Origin of the sequence: Bacillus cereus (genome assembly GCF_002567495.1) — a bacterium.
Lineage (GTDB): Bacteria > Bacillota > Bacilli > Bacillales > Bacillaceae_G > Bacillus_A > Bacillus_A cereus_AQ.
In genome coordinates this window covers 40,784-57,491 of the sequence record NZ_NVAP01000016.1, presented here as the reverse complement: position 1 = coordinate 57,491, position 16,708 = coordinate 40,784, and the positions used below count along the sequence as shown (strand labels likewise).

Sequence of the window (16,708 nt, the reverse complement as noted above, 5' to 3'; positions counted from 1 at the left end):
TCTAATTAAACTAAGCTATACGCACGTTTTGTTTCTTCATGGAACTTATTCGTATCGTATTTATGCTCAACATAAATTTGATGCCATACCATAAACGCAAGTACAGTCCAAATTTTACGGCTATAATCGCCTTTATCTGCACAATGTGCTTCCAGTAAGTTTAATACGTACTGTTTGTCGATTAAATGCTCTGTTTTACTCTCGTTTATAATATTTATAGCCCAATCATGCATTTCGTCTTTTAACCAGTGACGAATTGGTACTGGGAATCCAAGCTTTTTACGATCTAATACGTGATCTGGAACGATTCCGCGTGCTGCTTCACGTAAAATAGCTTTCGTAGTTCCGTTAGCAATCTTAAATTCAGTTGGAATTTTAGATGCAACATCGAATACTTCTTTATCTAAGAACGGTACACGAAGTTCTAATGAGTTTGCCATTGTCATCTTATCAGCTTTTAATAAAATGTCACCGCGTAACCATGTGAACATGTCAATGTACTGCATTTTGCTTACATCATCATAATCTTTAATTTCGTTATACAATGGTTTCGTGATATCCATATAGTTAACACTTTCATTGTAATACTTCATTAATTCAACTTTCTCTTCTTCACGGAAGATTTTCGCGTTTCCATAGTAACGCTCTTCAATTGGCGTACATCCACGCTCTAGGAAGCTCTTGCCTTTAAAGCCTTCTTTAAGAGCACCACTTAATGCTTTTAGAACGCTCTTGCCTGGGCTAGGAATGTAAGAGAACATTTTTAGTGAGTTTGGCTCACGATAAATGTTATAACCACCAAATAGCTCGTCTGCACCTTCACCTGAAAGGACAACTGTTACATGCTTACGTGCTTCTTTTGCAACGAAGTACAATGGTACAGCTGCTGGATCTGCTAAAGGATCATCCATATGCCAAATGATTTTTGGGAACTCATCCATAAACTCTTTCGCTGAAATGAATACGTTATGGTTTTTAACGCCTAATTTCTCAGCAGTTTCTTTGGCAACATCAACTTCACTGAAGCCACGTTGTTCAAAACCAATAGAGAATGTTAAAAGATTTGGATTCATTTCTCTTGCGATAGAAGCGATAATAGATGAATCGATACCACCAGATAAGAATGAACCTACTGGTACATCACTGCGCATATGCACTTTTACTGAATCATATAACACATCACGAATTGCTTGGATATGCTCCTCTTTCGTTGCGCTTGAAGCATTGAAATAAGGTTTCCAGTAGCGATGGATTTCCATCTCTTTACCAACTTCTTTTACGAAATAATGACCAGGCTCGATTTTATTAACATCAATTGTTAATGTTTCTGGCTCTGGACCATATTGGTACGTAAAGTAATGTTGTAGTGACGTTGGATTAACGCCTTTATCTTCCATCACATGCATAATACTTTTCTTCTCAGATGCGAAGAATGTAGTATCACCTTGTTGTGCGATGTATAAAGGTTTAATACCGAAGTGGTCACGTGCACCGAAAAGTTTCTTCTCTTCACGATCCCAAATCATAAATGCAAACATACCACGAAGGTAATCTACACATTTTTCTTTCATATGTGCATACAATGCAATGATAACTTCTGTATCAGATTGCGTTGCAAACGTTGCACCTTTTTCAAGTAACATTTCACGTAATTCTACATAATTGTAAATTTCACCATTAAAAATAATTACATATCGATCATTTTCATAAGTTAGTGGCTGATGTCCTGCCTCTAAGTCAATGATACTTAAACGGCGGAAGCCAAATTGTACATGTTCATCACGAAAATATCCTTCGTCATCTGGACCGCGGTGGAAAATCATCGTGTTCATATTTTCAAATTGATGTTTTTCTGTTTCTGAAAACTCTCTAGGGTTTTCACATAAACATCCTACAAAACCACACATACTTCTTACCCTCTTTCGGTTTTCATTCTGTTTCTATACTACTATATCAACCCTATTTATACTAGCATAATCAACTGAATATGGCGACCAAAAACTATAAAAAAATCACTCCATTTCACATTTTTAACATTTTTTTATGAAAACATGAAAACTAGGCACTCACCTTTCTCCGCTTTTGTCATATGATATTGCAAATTGATTTCTAGGAGGGAATATCATGAGTGAAGAAAAAAAAGATTCTTCTCGCCCACCAGTTCGAAATTATTTAAAGCAAATTGATGATTTCTTCGAGCAAACACCTCTTCGCAGTGTAATCGCTGATTTAAATCATTTTTTCCAAAAGGGAAACCGTTTATTAACATTCCCTGTAGATTTATATGAAGTTGGAGAAGAACTCGTTGTTACAGCTGAACTACCAGGTATACAAAAAGAACAAATTCAAATTGAAATACAAAGTGAATACTTAAAAGTCTCTGTAAAAGAAGAGTTACTTGAAGAGGCAGAAGAACAAACATCCCATAACTATTATCGCCGAGAACGTTCCGTTTCAGAAGCATCAAGATTAATTAAATTACCCTATTCAATTAATAAAAAAGCAGCGAAAGCTTCCTATCAAAACGGTGTATTAGAAATTCGGGCACCGAAACTTCCTCAGCAACATGACATTTTATCTATAGACTAATGCAAAAAAAATAAGGGTGCTATGCACCCTTATTTTTAATCTACTAATCGCTTCATATCACGTATAATGTCTTCGTATGGCGTATTACTAATACCACTATACTTTTTCATTACTTTCCCATTTTGATCGATTAAATAAAATGATGTACCATGCATTACTTGACCGTTCTCTGGCTTATCTACAAGCGATTGGAAATTATCTTTTGCAAACTTCGTAATATCTTCTAACGAATAACCCGTCAATAAATTCCAGTTACTAGTATCTTGTGTGAATTTTTGAATAAACGCTTTCAGGTTTTCTGGCTTATCAAGGTCTGGATCTACACTAAACGAAACAAACTGAATGTCTAATTTTTCTTCCTTTGCCATCTTTTGTAATTTCGCCATGTTTGCAGTCATTGGTGGACAAACTGTTTGACAATTTGTAAACATAAAATCTGCAACCCATACTTTCCCTTTTAAATCTTTTGTACCAAATTGTTTTCCATCTTGATTTGTGAATTGGAAAGTTTCTAAATCCCAATTTAATGGTTTACGAAGCTTTGAACCTGATCCACTACATCCTGCAAGTACAAAGAGACAAAATACAACCATAAGACCAATTATTTTTTGATAACGCTTCATTTATAAACCTCTTTTCTCTATCCTAAATTTAAATAGGTTATGTTCATCATAACAAAAGTTAACACTACGAGAAAATTGTTTACTGCATTTGTTCACGAAATCGTACGAATTTACGTATGTTACTTCTTTATTTCAAGCCAATTACTAGACAAAAAATATTTTTCCACTATTATTTCACTAAATAGTATTTGTGAAACTAATTTCATTGTTAATTTTGTAAATAACTCCCCCTATTTTTTAACAATTACTTAAACATTAATCCATGTTATACACTGTATTCCTTAACAACATTTCGGTACAATACAAATACAACGATTTTAAATGAGGTGATGTTCATGGCAAAGCGCTATGAAAATATGGATAATGTTAGTACAAAAAAATCAATTCGTTCTTTCTTACGATGGCGTAAAGAACGAAAGCAAAACAAAAAAGACTTTTCTTTCCTAGTAGAACAATCACCTGTTAAACAAAGTTCATTTTTACAAAGTAATGTTGAAAAAACGACTGTCACATGGATTGGGCATTCCACTTTTCTTATCCAAACGAATGGGCTGAATATATTAACGGATCCAGTATGGGCTAATAAATTAAAGCTAGTTCCACGACTTACAGAACCTGGACTTTCTATAGAAGAACTACCTAAAATTGATATTGTCCTTATTTCGCATGGTCATTATGATCATTTAGATTTTTCAACTCTTCGTCAATTGAATGATGATGTTCTATATCTTGTACCTATTGGGTTAAAAAAATTATTTACGCGTAAGAAAATTACACATGTAGAAGAGTATAAATGGTGGGAAAGTACGACAATTAACGACGTTTCTTTTCATTTCGTACCTGCTCAGCACTGGACGAGAAGATCCTTATTTGATATGAATACGTCTCACTGGGGCGGATGGGTTATTGATAATGAAACGACTTTGGAAACCATATATTTTTGTGGCGACAGTGGCTATTTCCAAGGTTTCAAAGAAATTGGTAAACGCTTTTTAATTGATATTGCTCTTATGCCAATTGGCGCTTATGAACCAGAATGGTTTATGAAAGTGTCTCATGTTTCACCAGAAGAAGCAGTGCAGGCTTATTTAGATTTAAACGCTACACATTTTATACCGATGCATTATGGTGCTTTTGCACTCGCCGATGAAACACCTCGCGAGGCAGTAACGCGCCTTCGAAATAATTGGAATTTACGTATGCTACCGTGGGAACAACTACATGTACTCTTTTTAGGCCAAACTTTTACTTATAATAGCACAACAAACGATAAGCAAGTAAATGAAATAATTGAAACTTTACAAGTGTAACGCCACTACTTATTTTCTATATCCAACATATACTATAGAAAATCATAAAGTGAAACTTTAATCAGTGGGTTTCTTCAGCCCGCACTGATCATTAGCCTTCACCAATCGGGCATTTACAGGCAGTAAGGCTCCCACCTAACCTCCGGAGTGTTACTGCTCGCAAATAGCGGGATAAAGGGTGTTTTCTATGAATGAATATTTACAGACTCGCTATATCATTAGCGGTAGTGCTTGTATAGCCCTACTTATTTCTTACTTTCTATTCACATAAAGTGAAACTTTAATCAGTGGGGGGGTGTTCATCCCCGGCTGATTATTAGCCTTCACCAATCGGGCATTTACGGACAGTTGATCTCACACCTAACTTCTTTTCTTTATGTAGGGAGTCTTACTGTCCGTTGATGCGGGATAAAAAAGCTACTTGAAATATATTTTCAAGTAGCTTTTTTATTACTCTGCTAAATACATAAATCCGATTGCACCCGGACCTGTATGAGTACTAATAATAGGTGTTGTATAAAAAATTTCTGAATGAGCAAATCCACTCACTTTTTCAACCGCTGTTTTTACACTTTCAGCTAAAGGAATTGCTTTCGCATGCGGAATCGCAACAGCTTTTACAACTTTTCCAGCCGTATCTTCCTCAAATAACTTAGTTAATGTTTTTACAATTTGGCCTTGACTGCGCACTTTCGTTACTGGGTTATAAACACCATCTTCTAAGCTAGCAATTGGCTTTATATTAAGTAGCGAACCGATAAACGCTTTTCCTTTACCGATACGTCCACCCTTCACTAAGTTTTCTAATGTATCTACTACTACATATAAACGAGTATTCTTTCTCACTTCTTCTACACGTTTTAAAATTTCTTCTAGTGAGCGTCCTTCATTTGCCATTTTTGAAGCTTCAATTACTTGATATGCTAAAGCATGTGTAATAAATTGAGAATCAACAACTGTTACTTTTGTATCGGTCATTGATGCAGCACTATTTGCAGTTGCTACAGTACCACTCATTCCACTTGTCATATGAATGGAAAGTACTTCACTTCCATCTTCACCTAACTTGTCATACATTTCTACAAATGTACCCATTGCTGGTTGCGATGTTTTTGGTAGTTCCTCTGATTTAAGCATTTCTTCAATAAATTCATCTGGTTGTAGATCAACGCGATCTAAATATGTTTGTCCATTTACAGAGATTGATAATGGTAAAACATGAATGTCATACTTCTCAATTACCTCTTGTGATAAATCTGCCGTTGAATCTGTTACAATTTTAATTTTTTGCATATTATATTCTTCCCTTTCCAATACGCTCTCCTTGTTATTATACTAGTATTCCCATTGCTTTCAACAATTTGGAACGAAATTTCATCAAATTAATTATATTTTTATATCTAAAATGAAAAAGACAGAGCTCTTAACCCTGTCTCTACTCTATATCATGCATTTTTTTCAAGAGTATTTGTTTTATATACATTTAAATAATCATTCCACTTCAAACAATTTTGTAAATATTCACGGAAAGAATATGAAAATCTTGGATGCTTTTGTTTCTGAATTTTTGCGATAAATAATTGAAGACGAGACTGAATTAGAAACGATAATGGATGCTGTGCCTGTAGGACAGGGATTTCGAATATTTTTATACAATCCCCTGTTGAATGAGTGAAATAAAAACTTTTCGTAATCACAATATCAATCCTCTTTTTCATTGGATTTTTGAATTCCCTCTACTTTGCGCTGTAATACGTTGTTTAAAGTGGAGTAAAAGCAGACTTATATGATTTCTATAGTCCTTATGGTTAGAAGATTTATATTCTATTCATCTCCACCTAATCCACCTTCCCGCCTTAAATATCCCTGAGCCCTGAGACGGGAATCTCATTATCCATCAATTGTTTAATACATTCAGTATAAACTTCTAAAAGCGCAAAGTTTGTCTAAATTTTGGAGATTCTATAATTTTTTTCTTCTATATATTGTATACGTTTATAGCTATAGTATAACAAATAAATAAAAAAGTGCCTTTATAACGAGGCACTTTTCGACTGCATTTCTTCTCTTTTCTTTTTTCGTTTACTAACAACCTTTGATAACGCGATACTTACTTCATAAATACAAATAAGCGGTACCGCAACTAAACTATGCGATAAAAAATCCGGCGGTGATATGCAAGATGCAATGATAATCAAAGCTACGTAAGCATACCTTCTAATTTTTATTAGAAATTCCGCTGTAAGTATTCCAATACTCGTTAAAAACATTACAACGACAGGTAATTCAAAAATCACAGCAAATGGAACTGTTAAATTAAGTACAAAATGAAAATACTTTTCTGTCGTAAACATCGTATTAAACATTTCATTACCTATCGTAGTTAAAAAGTGAAATAGAAACGGCATTACAATAAAATATCCAAAACATAAACCTGCGATAAATAATATTGACAATACCGGTATATACATTATTGTCATCTTTTGTTCATTTGGATGTAAACCCGGTTTTACAAATAACCAAATTTGTATAGCAGCAAAAGGAATTGTACAAACGATAGCAAATACTGTAGCAATCGAGAAAAAAATCCACAATACGTCACTTGGACCGAGAACAGTTAATTTCATTGGTAAATCTTTTACAAGCCAAAAATAAATATCCTTTGTAAAAGTAAATCCAATAATTAAAAATAGTACAAAGGATAACACCGTATATATTACTCTTTTTCGAAGCTCAACAATATGTTCTACTACGCTCATTTCCCGATCTTCCATCTCGTTCACCACACTTTATTTATCCATTACAAGAAAAATACATTACATTTTTTCTTTCTTTTCCTTCTCTTGAAATGCGTCATCTGTCAATTCTTTCGTTGATTTTTTAAACTCTTTTAACGTTTCCCCTAAAGCCTTCCCGATTTCCGGCAATTTTTTAGGTCCAAATAAAATGAGTACGGCTACTAAAATTAAAATTAACCCTGGAAAGCCAATATTTGAAAACATTTCCCCATCCCCTTTATTAGTAGTTTCCTTGTCCTACTATTGCATAATTTTATTTTGTCAAAAAAGTTTGAAAACGTCAACAAAACCATTGCCTTTTGTCAAAAAAATTCAAAAATATAATCAATTATACAAATTTCATTTTCTATTGCCCTTGTGTATGATATGGTAAGGGAAACGACATATTATTTTATCCCGCTTTAACGGGCAGTAAGAACCACCACCTCAAAATTCAGTGCAAGCAAAGAAGTTAGGTGGGGATCAACTGTCCGTTAAAGCCCGATTGGTGAGGGCTAATAAGCAATGGGTGATGACCCCCCACTGATTAAAATTTCACTTTATGATAGTAGAAAGGATTGGCATTATGACTGAAAAAATGACACGAATGACACAATTTGTAAAAGAAGAAATTGCAAACGCAATTACACATGGTATCGGTGCCATTTTAAGCATCCCTGCCTTAATTATATTGATTATTCATGCCTCTAAGCACGGTACCGCATCTGCTGTAGTTGCATTTACGGTTTATGGTGTAAGCATGTTCTTACTGTACTTGTTTTCAACATTGTTACATAGCATTCATCATCCTAAAGTAGAAAAAATATTTACTATTTTAGATCATTCAGCCATTTACTTATTGATTGCTGGCACGTATACTCCTTTTCTACTTATTACACTTCGTGGCCCATTAGGATGGACGTTACTTGCTATTATATGGACACTTGCAATCGGAGGTATCGTCTTCAAAATCTTCTTTGTACGTCGCTTTATAAAGGCATCAACTTTATGTTACATCATTATGGGTTGGCTCATAATCGTTGCCATTAAACCACTTTATGAAAATCTAACTGGACATGGTTTTTCACTACTTTTAGCAGGTGGAATTTTATATTCTGTCGGGGCAATCTTCTTTCTCTGGGAAAAGCTACCTTTCAATCATGCTATTTGGCATCTTTTCGTTTTAGGCGGTAGTGCAATGATGTTCTTCTGTGTACTTTTTTATGTATTACCTACAGCATAATAAAAAAAGGTTTCAGCTTACTGTATAAGCTGAAACCTTTTTTATTACTTATGTAATTGTGATGCGATAACATCCTGTGTATGCTTCGTTAATTCTTTAATATCCATATTTGCATAATCTTCAGGTGTAATCGGCTTAGAAATTGTTACTGTTGCATGAGCTGGCTTCATACGATTTCCATTCGCTTCAAACATCTTATATGTACCATCTAACGTTACAGGTAAAATTGCTACACCAGATTTTACTGCAAGGTGAAAACTCCCAGCCTTAAACTCTCCAATTTCGCCACCCTTACTTCTTGTCCCTTCTGGGAAAATCACGATAGAATGTCCATTCTTTAATAGCTCGATTCCATCTTTAATTGCTTTAAGAGATTGACGACGATCGCTACGATCCATAAATACACAATTCATAAGTTCCATCCAAGTTGGTACAACCGGGAACTTTTTAATCTCTGCTTTTGATACGAATCCAATTGGTTTATTTAAGTAACCTAGTAAAACAGGGATATCCATATTACTTTGATGATTACTTACAACTAGTACCGGCTTGTCTTTCGGAACATTTTCAAGTCCTTTAACTTCTATTGTCCCCCCAGCTACACGTACCATTTTCTTACCAAACCAATTTGTCGTTTTGTACACAGCATTATCTTTTTCTTTTGGCGCCATCGTATTTACTTGTCTTTTAAGACGCCACATTCTCGGTGTAATCGCAATTACGATTAAAATTAAATAAAAGATTTTAAAAAACGTTTGAATCATACAGAACCCCCACCTATTATCATTCCGACCTTCATTATACTAGACAAACGAAGGAAAAAGAAGAAAAAAAGTCCAAACAGCAAGTGTTTGGACTTTTTAAACATTCTATAATTAGAAACGTTTTGCTAATTCACGAGCATTAGCAATTGCTGCTTCTTTAATTTCTGGTGCTTTTTCAGGGTTTGCATTCATACCTTCAACTGCAATATATTCAGTATCATTTACACCGATAAATCCTAATACTGTTTTTAAGTGATTGCGACCGAAGTCTACAGCTGCGTATGCTCCTTCAGAATACACGCCACCTGTAGCTTGAATGTGAAGTGCTTTTTTGCCTTCTAATAAGCCAACTGGACCGTTTTCAGTATATTTGAATGTTTTACCTGCGATTGCTAAGTTATCTAAGTATGCTTTTACTACTGGTGGGTAGCTAAAGTTCCACATTGGAGTTACGAATACATAACGATCTGCATTCATAAATGTTTCTAAGTTTGTGTTCATTGCTGCTACTTTTTGTTGTTGAACTTCAGTTAAAGTTTCAAAGCCTTCACCTGCTGCAAATTTACCCCAAGCAGCAAATACATCTGCATCGATTGCTGGTACAGTAGTATTGAATAAATCAATTGTTACAACTTCGTCTTGTGGGTGCTCGTTTTTATAAGCCTCGATGAAAGATTCCCCTACTGCCATTCCGAAAGAACCTTCTGCTGAATTTGGATTTGCTGTGATAAATAGTACTTTTGTCATTGTATTCTCTCCCTTTTTTCATATTATCTTTAATTTGAGATTTATATTTCGAAAGTAAATAACTTACCTTATGTAAGTATAATACAAAAAGCTATATGTTATGTCAATAAAAAATAGCTACTTTTTTTTCGTAAGTTAATGATTTATTTTGTTTCTTTAAAATTTAGTATATAGATATTAAGAATCCCCATACAAAAAGGCTGTGTCTATAAATTATAGACACAGCCTTTTATTACATATTATTTTTGAAAAACATGTTTCACTTTTTCAGCTGGAATGTTACTTCCGCCTCGACCTTTTACATCTTCAATCATCATTGTAATGACCATGTCTGGTGAATTTAAATCAAATGCAGCGAACCAGCCTAGTTCTTTTCCTTCGGCCTCTTTAGATACTTTTAATTCCGCTGTACCTGTTTTTCCAGCAAGAGTCATTCCATCAATTTTAGCAATTTTCCCTGTACCATCCGGATCATTAATTACTTTCGTCATAGCAGTTTTTAATATATCCTGATTTCCTTTAGAAATTACATTTTCTTTCCAAGCTTTTGGTTGTTTATCTGTTTTAATAATATACGGTGATGGAATCGTACCATCATTTACAATTGGCGCATACGTTAAAGCTAAATGAAGAGGAGTCATTAATACTTGTCCTTGTCCATATCCTGTATCTGCCATTTGAATATCATTTTTAATGCCGTCATTTGCAATTTTAGAAGCAGGGAATCCATATTCAATTGGTAGTTTCTCATCGAATCCGAATTTTTTTGCTTCACTCATAAACTTGTCTTTTCCGATTTTCAAAGCTTCTTGTGCGAAGTAAATATTATCCGAGTATTTCATCGCCTTATCAAAATCAATCGGATTTGCATCTTTCACGCGCGTTACATAATAATTGCCCCAAGAAGAATCTTTTGTCCATTTTAATCCTTCAATTTTCAACTCTTCTTTTGGATCAATCGTTTTCGTTTCAAGACCAATTGCAGCTGTAATAGGTTTAAATACAGAACCTGGTACTGATAATTGTGTAAATCGATTCGTCATTGGCTTTTTCGGATCATTATTTACCGCATCACGTTGCGCTTTTGATGCCCCTCTTGTGAGGGTATTTGGGTTATATGCTGGAGTGCTCACAAGTGCCATTGTTTCTCCAGTCTTTGGATTGATTGCTGCGCTTGAACCAGCTTCGCCCTTCATTTCATTATAAATTTTATCTTGAACAGCGCTATCAATAGTTAAAGTTACGTTTTCTCCATCCACAGCATCTGTTTTTGCTAAGTTTTTAATTTCTTTTCCTTGTGCATCTTCTACAAAGACACGGCCACCTTTTTTACCGCGTAGCTTTTCCTCTAATACTTGCTCTAAACCAGCTTTACCGACTGGATCATCAGCTTGATAGCCTTTCTTTTGAAGCGTTTTTAAATCTTCAGCATTCACTTTTCCAATATAACCAGTAAGATGTGCTGCCGCTTCTCCTAATGGATATGAACGAACATTTACAGGTTTTGTTGCAACACCTGGTAAATCAATGTACGTATTTTGCGTTGCGCCATCAGGTAAAATTCCAATTGGTACGAGATATCCTGGTTTTACCCATTTAGCAGCTAATTTTTGATCAATTTCTTCTACAGACATATTTAATAACTTTGCTACTGTCTCTTTCGTTTGGGGAGCAGTATCGCCTAACTTTTCAGGAATCAATCCAATTTCAGAAGCTTTACCATTTACCGCAAGATATTTACCGTTACGGTCATATATTTCTCCACGTTTTGGTTGCGTCGTTTGCATACGCACTTTACTATCTTTCGTCATACCTGGGAATATAAAGTCAGGAGTCCAATCTATTTTCCAAGATTCCTTATCTCCATCTTTTTCTTTCACCATTTTTGCTTCATTACCAAATGTGATTTTACCACCAACTGTATCCATACTTACTTTAAATGGAACAGGGCCTTCATCTTTTTTATCTTCTTTTACTTCCCCTGTTTCTACCTTTAAGTCTTTCACTTCGATACCAGAATAAATTTTTTCATATTTCTCAGTAAACTCTTGCTTTGAAATATCTTTTTTTGCATTTTTTGATAGTTGATCATACATATCTGCAAATTTTTGTTTATTCCATGCTTTTACATATGTATCAAACGCTTCTTGTGGTTTTTCTTCTTTACCGCATCCGACTAACATGAATGTTAAGCAAAGAAAAAGAATCCCCCATATCTTTCTCAATCGATTCTCCTCCTCTTTCTATATTAGTACTTTTGAAAATTTTAGCATTTTTCACATGCTACCTACCATTATAGCACTATCAAATCTCATCTATAAACTTATATTATTGAATACAAATAAAAAGATTGATGCGAATTCTCACATCAATCTTTTTATTATTGTTGTTTCTCATATATGTGGTAATAATACGTATACGGATTTTTTTCATCCGTTAAGCCTTTTTCTACAAAAGTCTCTTTCCAATTTGTCATATCCACTTCTGGGAAGAATGTATCTCCTTCAAATGCATGATGGATTTTTGTTATATATAACTTGTCTACATAAGGTAAAAAGAGATCGTAAATTTGCGCTCCACCAAAAATAAAAATCTCTTCTTCATTTTTACATAGTTCGAATACTTCTTCTACAGAATGAACAACTTCACATCCTTCAACGTGGTACCCTTCATTGCGAGTTACAATGATATTACGTCTTCCAGGAAGCGGTCTACCAATCGCTTCATAGTTTTTTCTTCCCATAATAAGCGGGTGACCCATCGTCGTTTTCTTCACGTATTGTAATTCACTCGGTAAACGCCAAGGTAAGTTATTATCTTTACCAATTACTCTATTTTCGTCCATTGCAACCATAAATGAAACAATCATCTTTTCATCTCCTCTACAATTATACTGCAACCGGTGCTTTAATTGCTGGATGTGGATCATATCCTTCAATCGTTAAATCTTCCATTTCAAAATCGAACACAGATTTCACATCTGGATTTAATGTAAGTTTCGGGAATGGACGTGGTTCACGTGCCAATTGCTTTTCTACTTGTTCAAAATGGTTTGTATAAATATGTGCATCACCAATTGTATGAACGAATTCTCCTACTTCAAGACCACATTCATGTGCAATTAAATGTGTTAGCAGTGAATAGCTTGCAATGTTAAATGGAATTCCAAGGAATATGTCACCACTTCTTTGATATAGCTGACAAGAAAGTTTCCCATCCGCTACATAAAATTGGAATAACGTATGACAAGGCGGTAATGCCATACTCGGTACGTCTTCAGGATTCCAAGCAGAGACGATTAAGCGGCGTGAGTCTGGTGTTTTTTTAATCATTTCAATTACATCTTTTAATTGATCAAGTGTCTCACCAGCTGTCGTTTTCCAAGCACGCCATTGCTTTCCGTATACGTCTCCTAAATAACCATATTTATTTGAGAAATCATCATCTTCTAAAACGTTCTTTTTAAACAATTCCATTTGCTCATCGTACTGTACTTTAAATTCTTCATCTTGTTGTGAGCGAAGACCAAAATCAGTCATGTCAGGACCAGTATACTCATCACTTTCTACCCAGCTCTTAAACGCCCATTCATTCCAAATGTTATTATTATGCTGCAATAAATAGCGAATATTTGTATCACCTTTCATAAACCAAAGTAATTCACTTGCTACAAGGCGAAATGGTACTCTTTTTGTCGTTAATAAAGGAAATCCTTTACTCAGATCAAAACGCATTTGATATCCAAATACAGATACAGTTCCTGTCCCTGTACGATCTTCTTTCTTCGTACCATGTTCCATTACATGGCGGCATAAATTTAAGTATTCATTTTCAGCATGTTTCATATGTAGAAAAACCTTCTTTCAATCTTATATGAAATTTATCATAACATGAAAAACAGTGAATTTAATAATCCTAATGAATAAAAAATATTTCTATATAAACAGAATTCTATTTCAATATATTTTACAAAATGTAAATTTATAATCGCCTGATCCAAAATCCTTTTCGAGGTTATGTTCTGCTTTCCAATTCGTGTCGTCTATTCGTAATGTAGCATTCGCATTAGGTGGTACGGAAACGTGTAAAAATGCTTGTTCTTTTTCTACACGCCACTCAATCTTAATTTCTCCATAAGTTGTTTCCCGCTTCACTTTAATCCATTCTAAATTCGAATCAAAATGTGGTCTTACATAAAAATGTTTATATGCAGGCTTTGTTTCATCCACTTCTAATCCAATAATATATCGATATATCCATTCAACGACAGAACCATATGCGTAATGATTATAAGAATTCATATTATCATTCCAAAGTGTTCCATCTTCTTTTACGCCATCCCAATGTTCCCAAATTGTTGTAGCCCCTTTTTTCACTTGATATAACCAGGATGGATAATCTTCATGAAATAGAAGCTTACAAGCAAGGTCATGACGTTGAAACTTACTTAAAATTAAATTTAAGTACGGTGTTCCTATAAAACCAGTAGTTAAATGATTTTTATTTTCTTTTAAAAGCCCAATTAAGCGATTGAATACTTTCTCCTTCCTATTATCATTCACTAGTTCAAAAAGAAGTACTAATATGTGCGCTGTTTGGGTATTTGAAATTAACCTACCATTTGGTGTAACGAATTCATTTTGAAAAGCTTGAACAATATTTCCATGTAACTCTTTATAAAACTTAGCATCTGTTTTTTCACCTAAAATCTCAGCGATTTTTTGTACAAGCGATGTTGAATATGCATAAAAAGCCGTTGCAATAAAATGCTTATCTGTTCCACCTTCATATACATTGGGTTTCGTATCTAATGCAAGCCAATCCCCTAAATGATAGCCTGTATCCCATAAATACTCATTCTCACCCTGTGAACGTATGTAATCTATATACTTCTTCATACTGTCATATTGCTCTTTTAAAATCGATACATCTCCGTAATGTAAATAGTGAACCCATGGACAAATAATTGCTGCATCGCCCCAACCGCCAGAAGTATCTAAATCAAAATCCGCTCTTTTCCCAAACGCATCTGGAATAACTAAAGGCACAGCTCCGTTAACATTTTGGTCTAATGATAAATCTTGGAGCCACTTTTTAAAGAACGATTGAACATTCATAATTTGTGTAGCCGTCCCAATGAACATTTGTGCATCTCCTGTCCATCCAAGTCGATCGTCTCGCTGCGGACAATCTGTTGGCACATCAAAGAAGTTCCCTCTTTGAGACCACTCCACATTATGATGAAGTTGATTGATTAATGGATTAGACGTTTCAAATTCGGTCGCTTTTTCCATATCCGTATGTAATACAATCCCTTCAAAATCTGCTATTTGAGGTGGCTGCGTTAATCCACTTATTTTCACATATCTGAAGCCTTGATATGTAAAATGAGGATCAAATTTTTCCTCCGCCTCTCCTTTTGCTATATACACTATTTTTTGTTTTGCTTTTCGGAGATTTCCAGTATACAAACTACCATCTTTATTTAACATTTCAGCATGATTCAATTCTATCTTTTGGCCACTATAAACATGATGGACTGTAAAGCGCACCCATCCTACCATATTTTGCCCCATATCAATGAGCCATTCGTGATCCGGTAGTTTTGAAATAGAAATCGGTTTTATCATTTTCATTTTACGAATTGATTCATTTTCTTGTGCAACAATTATTTGTTTAGAATGCTCAATTACTTCAACGTGCTCTACCTCTTGACCACTTTCTTCTAACCTAGCATCGTAAACCTCACCTTCATAAATTTCCGAATATAAAATAGAGCTTGGAGTTACCTTCCATGTTTCGTCAGTTACAATTTCTTCTTCTGTTCCATCTTCATACGTTATATGTAATTGAGCAATTATCGCACGTCTTTCCCCGTAATAATTACGTACATGATGCATAGTAATCGGCCCCTTATACCAGCCGTTACCTACCAGAGTAGAAATATCATTTTGGCCAATCTTTAATAAATGCGTTATATCATACGTTTGATACAATACTCTCTTATCATAACTTGTCCATCCAGGAGTAAAGTAACAATCTCCAACACGCTCTCTATTAATAGAAGCCTCATATAGTCCTAAACTAGTGATATATAAGCGTGCTTTTTTAACTACTTTTTTAATAGAAAAACTTTTATTAAAAGACATAACTTGTGTTCGCTCTTTTTTCGCAGCAATCCAGTTTCCTCTCCAATTGTCATATCCTTGTAATCCAGTTTCCCAAAATGCGACGTTTGACCAAGGTGTTTCTTCTTCATAGTTATCCCACACCTTTACTCTGTAAAAATAACGTGTCTCAGCTCTATATGGAAATAAATCAATCGGTATATGCAAGCTTTGATCTGTTTCTACTTTCTGTGAGTTAAATACTATCGTTTCGAAATCTTTATCAGTTGCAACTTGTAAGTGATAAGCACGTTGTTTTACATTTTTGTTATTTGACTCAAGTTGCCAGCTAATTTTAACAACTTTTGAATCTATACCTATCGGATTATTTTTATTATCACAAAGCAATTTCTTTATTGTCAGCACACTTCATCACCATCTCTTTTTTATTTAGATTAATTATAATAAAAATAAAATTCTAAATAAATAATAATTTCATTCATCCTTACAAAATTATTAACTTTCCATATTTAAAAAGGTTTTCATTT

Annotated in this window: 15 protein-coding genes; 3 read left to right on the top strand and 12 right to left on the bottom strand. The window is 34.4% G+C overall.

The genetic code is table 11. From position 1 onward, the window contains the following. Window positions 1-5: 5 nt before the first annotated feature. Complete coding sequence (gene asnB / locus COK05_RS07745; RefSeq protein WP_000333823.1) at window positions 6-1,907, bottom strand: asparagine synthase (glutamine-hydrolyzing); 1,902 nt, start codon at window positions 1,905-1,907, stop codon at window positions 6-8. A gap of 217 nt (window positions 1,908-2,124) precedes the next feature. On the opposite strand from asnB, the gene COK05_RS07740 reads away from it, so the two are divergent. After that, window positions 2,125-2,589 carry an Hsp20/alpha crystallin family protein gene (locus COK05_RS07740; protein ID WP_098612112.1) on the top strand — a complete coding sequence of 155 codons (465 nt, stop codon included), beginning with the start codon at window positions 2,125-2,127 and terminating at the stop codon, window positions 2,587-2,589. A 35-nt stretch (window positions 2,590-2,624) separates the two neighbouring features. On the opposite strand, the gene COK05_RS07735 is transcribed toward COK05_RS07740, so the two are convergent. Next, the gene (locus tag COK05_RS07735) at window positions 2,625-3,212 is read right to left on the bottom strand and encodes an SCO family protein (protein WP_098612111.1); all 588 of its coding nucleotides are present in this window, start codon (window positions 3,210-3,212) and stop codon (window positions 2,625-2,627) included. Window positions 3,213-3,547: 335 nt separating this feature from the next. On the opposite strand from COK05_RS07735, the gene COK05_RS07730 reads away from it, so the two are divergent. Beyond that, on the top strand, window positions 3,548-4,522 hold the full coding sequence (locus COK05_RS07730) for an MBL fold metallo-hydrolase (protein ID WP_098612110.1): 975 nt from the start codon (window positions 3,548-3,550) through the stop codon (window positions 4,520-4,522). Between the two features lie 450 nt (window positions 4,523-4,972). On the opposite strand, the gene COK05_RS07725 is transcribed toward COK05_RS07730, so the two are convergent. The 4 genes from COK05_RS07725 to COK05_RS07705 form a co-directional block, all read right to left on the bottom strand. Next, window positions 4,973-5,815 (bottom strand): DegV family protein, encoded by an 843-nt coding sequence (locus tag COK05_RS07725; protein ID WP_098612139.1) that lies wholly within the window; start codon window positions 5,813-5,815, stop codon window positions 4,973-4,975. Between the two features lie 152 nt (window positions 5,816-5,967). Beyond that, window positions 5,968-6,219, bottom strand: a complete 252-nt coding sequence (locus tag COK05_RS07720; protein WP_000629012.1) for a DUF2535 family protein — start codon at window positions 6,217-6,219, stop codon at window positions 5,968-5,970. Between the two features lie 336 nt (window positions 6,220-6,555). Next, window positions 6,556-7,296, bottom strand: a complete 741-nt coding sequence (gene tatC, locus COK05_RS07710; RefSeq protein ID WP_000390119.1) for a twin-arginine translocase subunit TatC — start codon at window positions 7,294-7,296, stop codon at window positions 6,556-6,558. A 42-nt stretch (window positions 7,297-7,338) separates the two neighbouring features. Then, on the bottom strand, window positions 7,339-7,524 hold the full coding sequence (locus COK05_RS07705) for a twin-arginine translocase TatA/TatE family subunit (RefSeq protein ID WP_000492443.1): 186 nt from the start codon (window positions 7,522-7,524) through the stop codon (window positions 7,339-7,341). A 361-nt stretch (window positions 7,525-7,885) separates the two neighbouring features. Between COK05_RS07705 and trhA the strand changes: the two genes are divergently transcribed. Beyond that, complete coding sequence (gene trhA, locus COK05_RS07695) at window positions 7,886-8,542, top strand: PAQR family membrane homeostasis protein TrhA (protein WP_000136889.1); 657 nt, start codon at window positions 7,886-7,888, stop codon at window positions 8,540-8,542. A 44-nt stretch (window positions 8,543-8,586) separates the two neighbouring features. Here the strand turns inward: trhA and COK05_RS07690 are convergent, their stop codons facing one another. The 6 genes from COK05_RS07690 to COK05_RS07665 all read right to left on the bottom strand — a co-directional run bounded on the left by COK05_RS07690 (window position 8,587) and on the right by COK05_RS07665 (window position 16,586). After that, a complete protein-coding gene (locus COK05_RS07690; protein ID WP_098612109.1) occupies window positions 8,587-9,306 on the bottom strand; it encodes a lysophospholipid acyltransferase family protein in 720 nt (239 codons plus the stop codon). A 111-nt stretch (window positions 9,307-9,417) separates the two neighbouring features. Then, window positions 9,418-10,053, bottom strand: a complete 636-nt coding sequence (locus COK05_RS07685; RefSeq protein WP_098612108.1) for an FMN-dependent NADH-azoreductase — start codon at window positions 10,051-10,053, stop codon at window positions 9,418-9,420. Window positions 10,054-10,292: 239 nt separating this feature from the next. After that, window positions 10,293-12,278, bottom strand: coding sequence for a penicillin-binding protein 3 (pbpC, locus tag COK05_RS07680; RefSeq protein WP_098612107.1), 1,986 nt, complete (start codon window positions 12,276-12,278; stop codon window positions 10,293-10,295). Window positions 12,279-12,433: 155 nt separating this feature from the next. Further along, entirely contained in the window at window positions 12,434-12,922 is a 489-nt protein-coding gene (locus COK05_RS07675) for a dihydrofolate reductase (RefSeq protein WP_098612106.1), read from the bottom strand. Between the two features lie 19 nt (window positions 12,923-12,941). After that, a complete protein-coding gene (locus COK05_RS07670; RefSeq protein WP_000679600.1) occupies window positions 12,942-13,898 on the bottom strand; it encodes a thymidylate synthase in 957 nt (318 codons plus the stop codon). A 111-nt stretch (window positions 13,899-14,009) separates the two neighbouring features. Beyond that, window positions 14,010-16,586 carry an alpha-L-rhamnosidase gene (locus tag COK05_RS07665; protein ID WP_098612105.1) on the bottom strand — a complete coding sequence of 859 codons (2,577 nt, stop codon included), beginning with the start codon at window positions 16,584-16,586 and terminating at the stop codon, window positions 14,010-14,012. Window positions 16,587-16,708 lie beyond the last annotated feature (122 nt).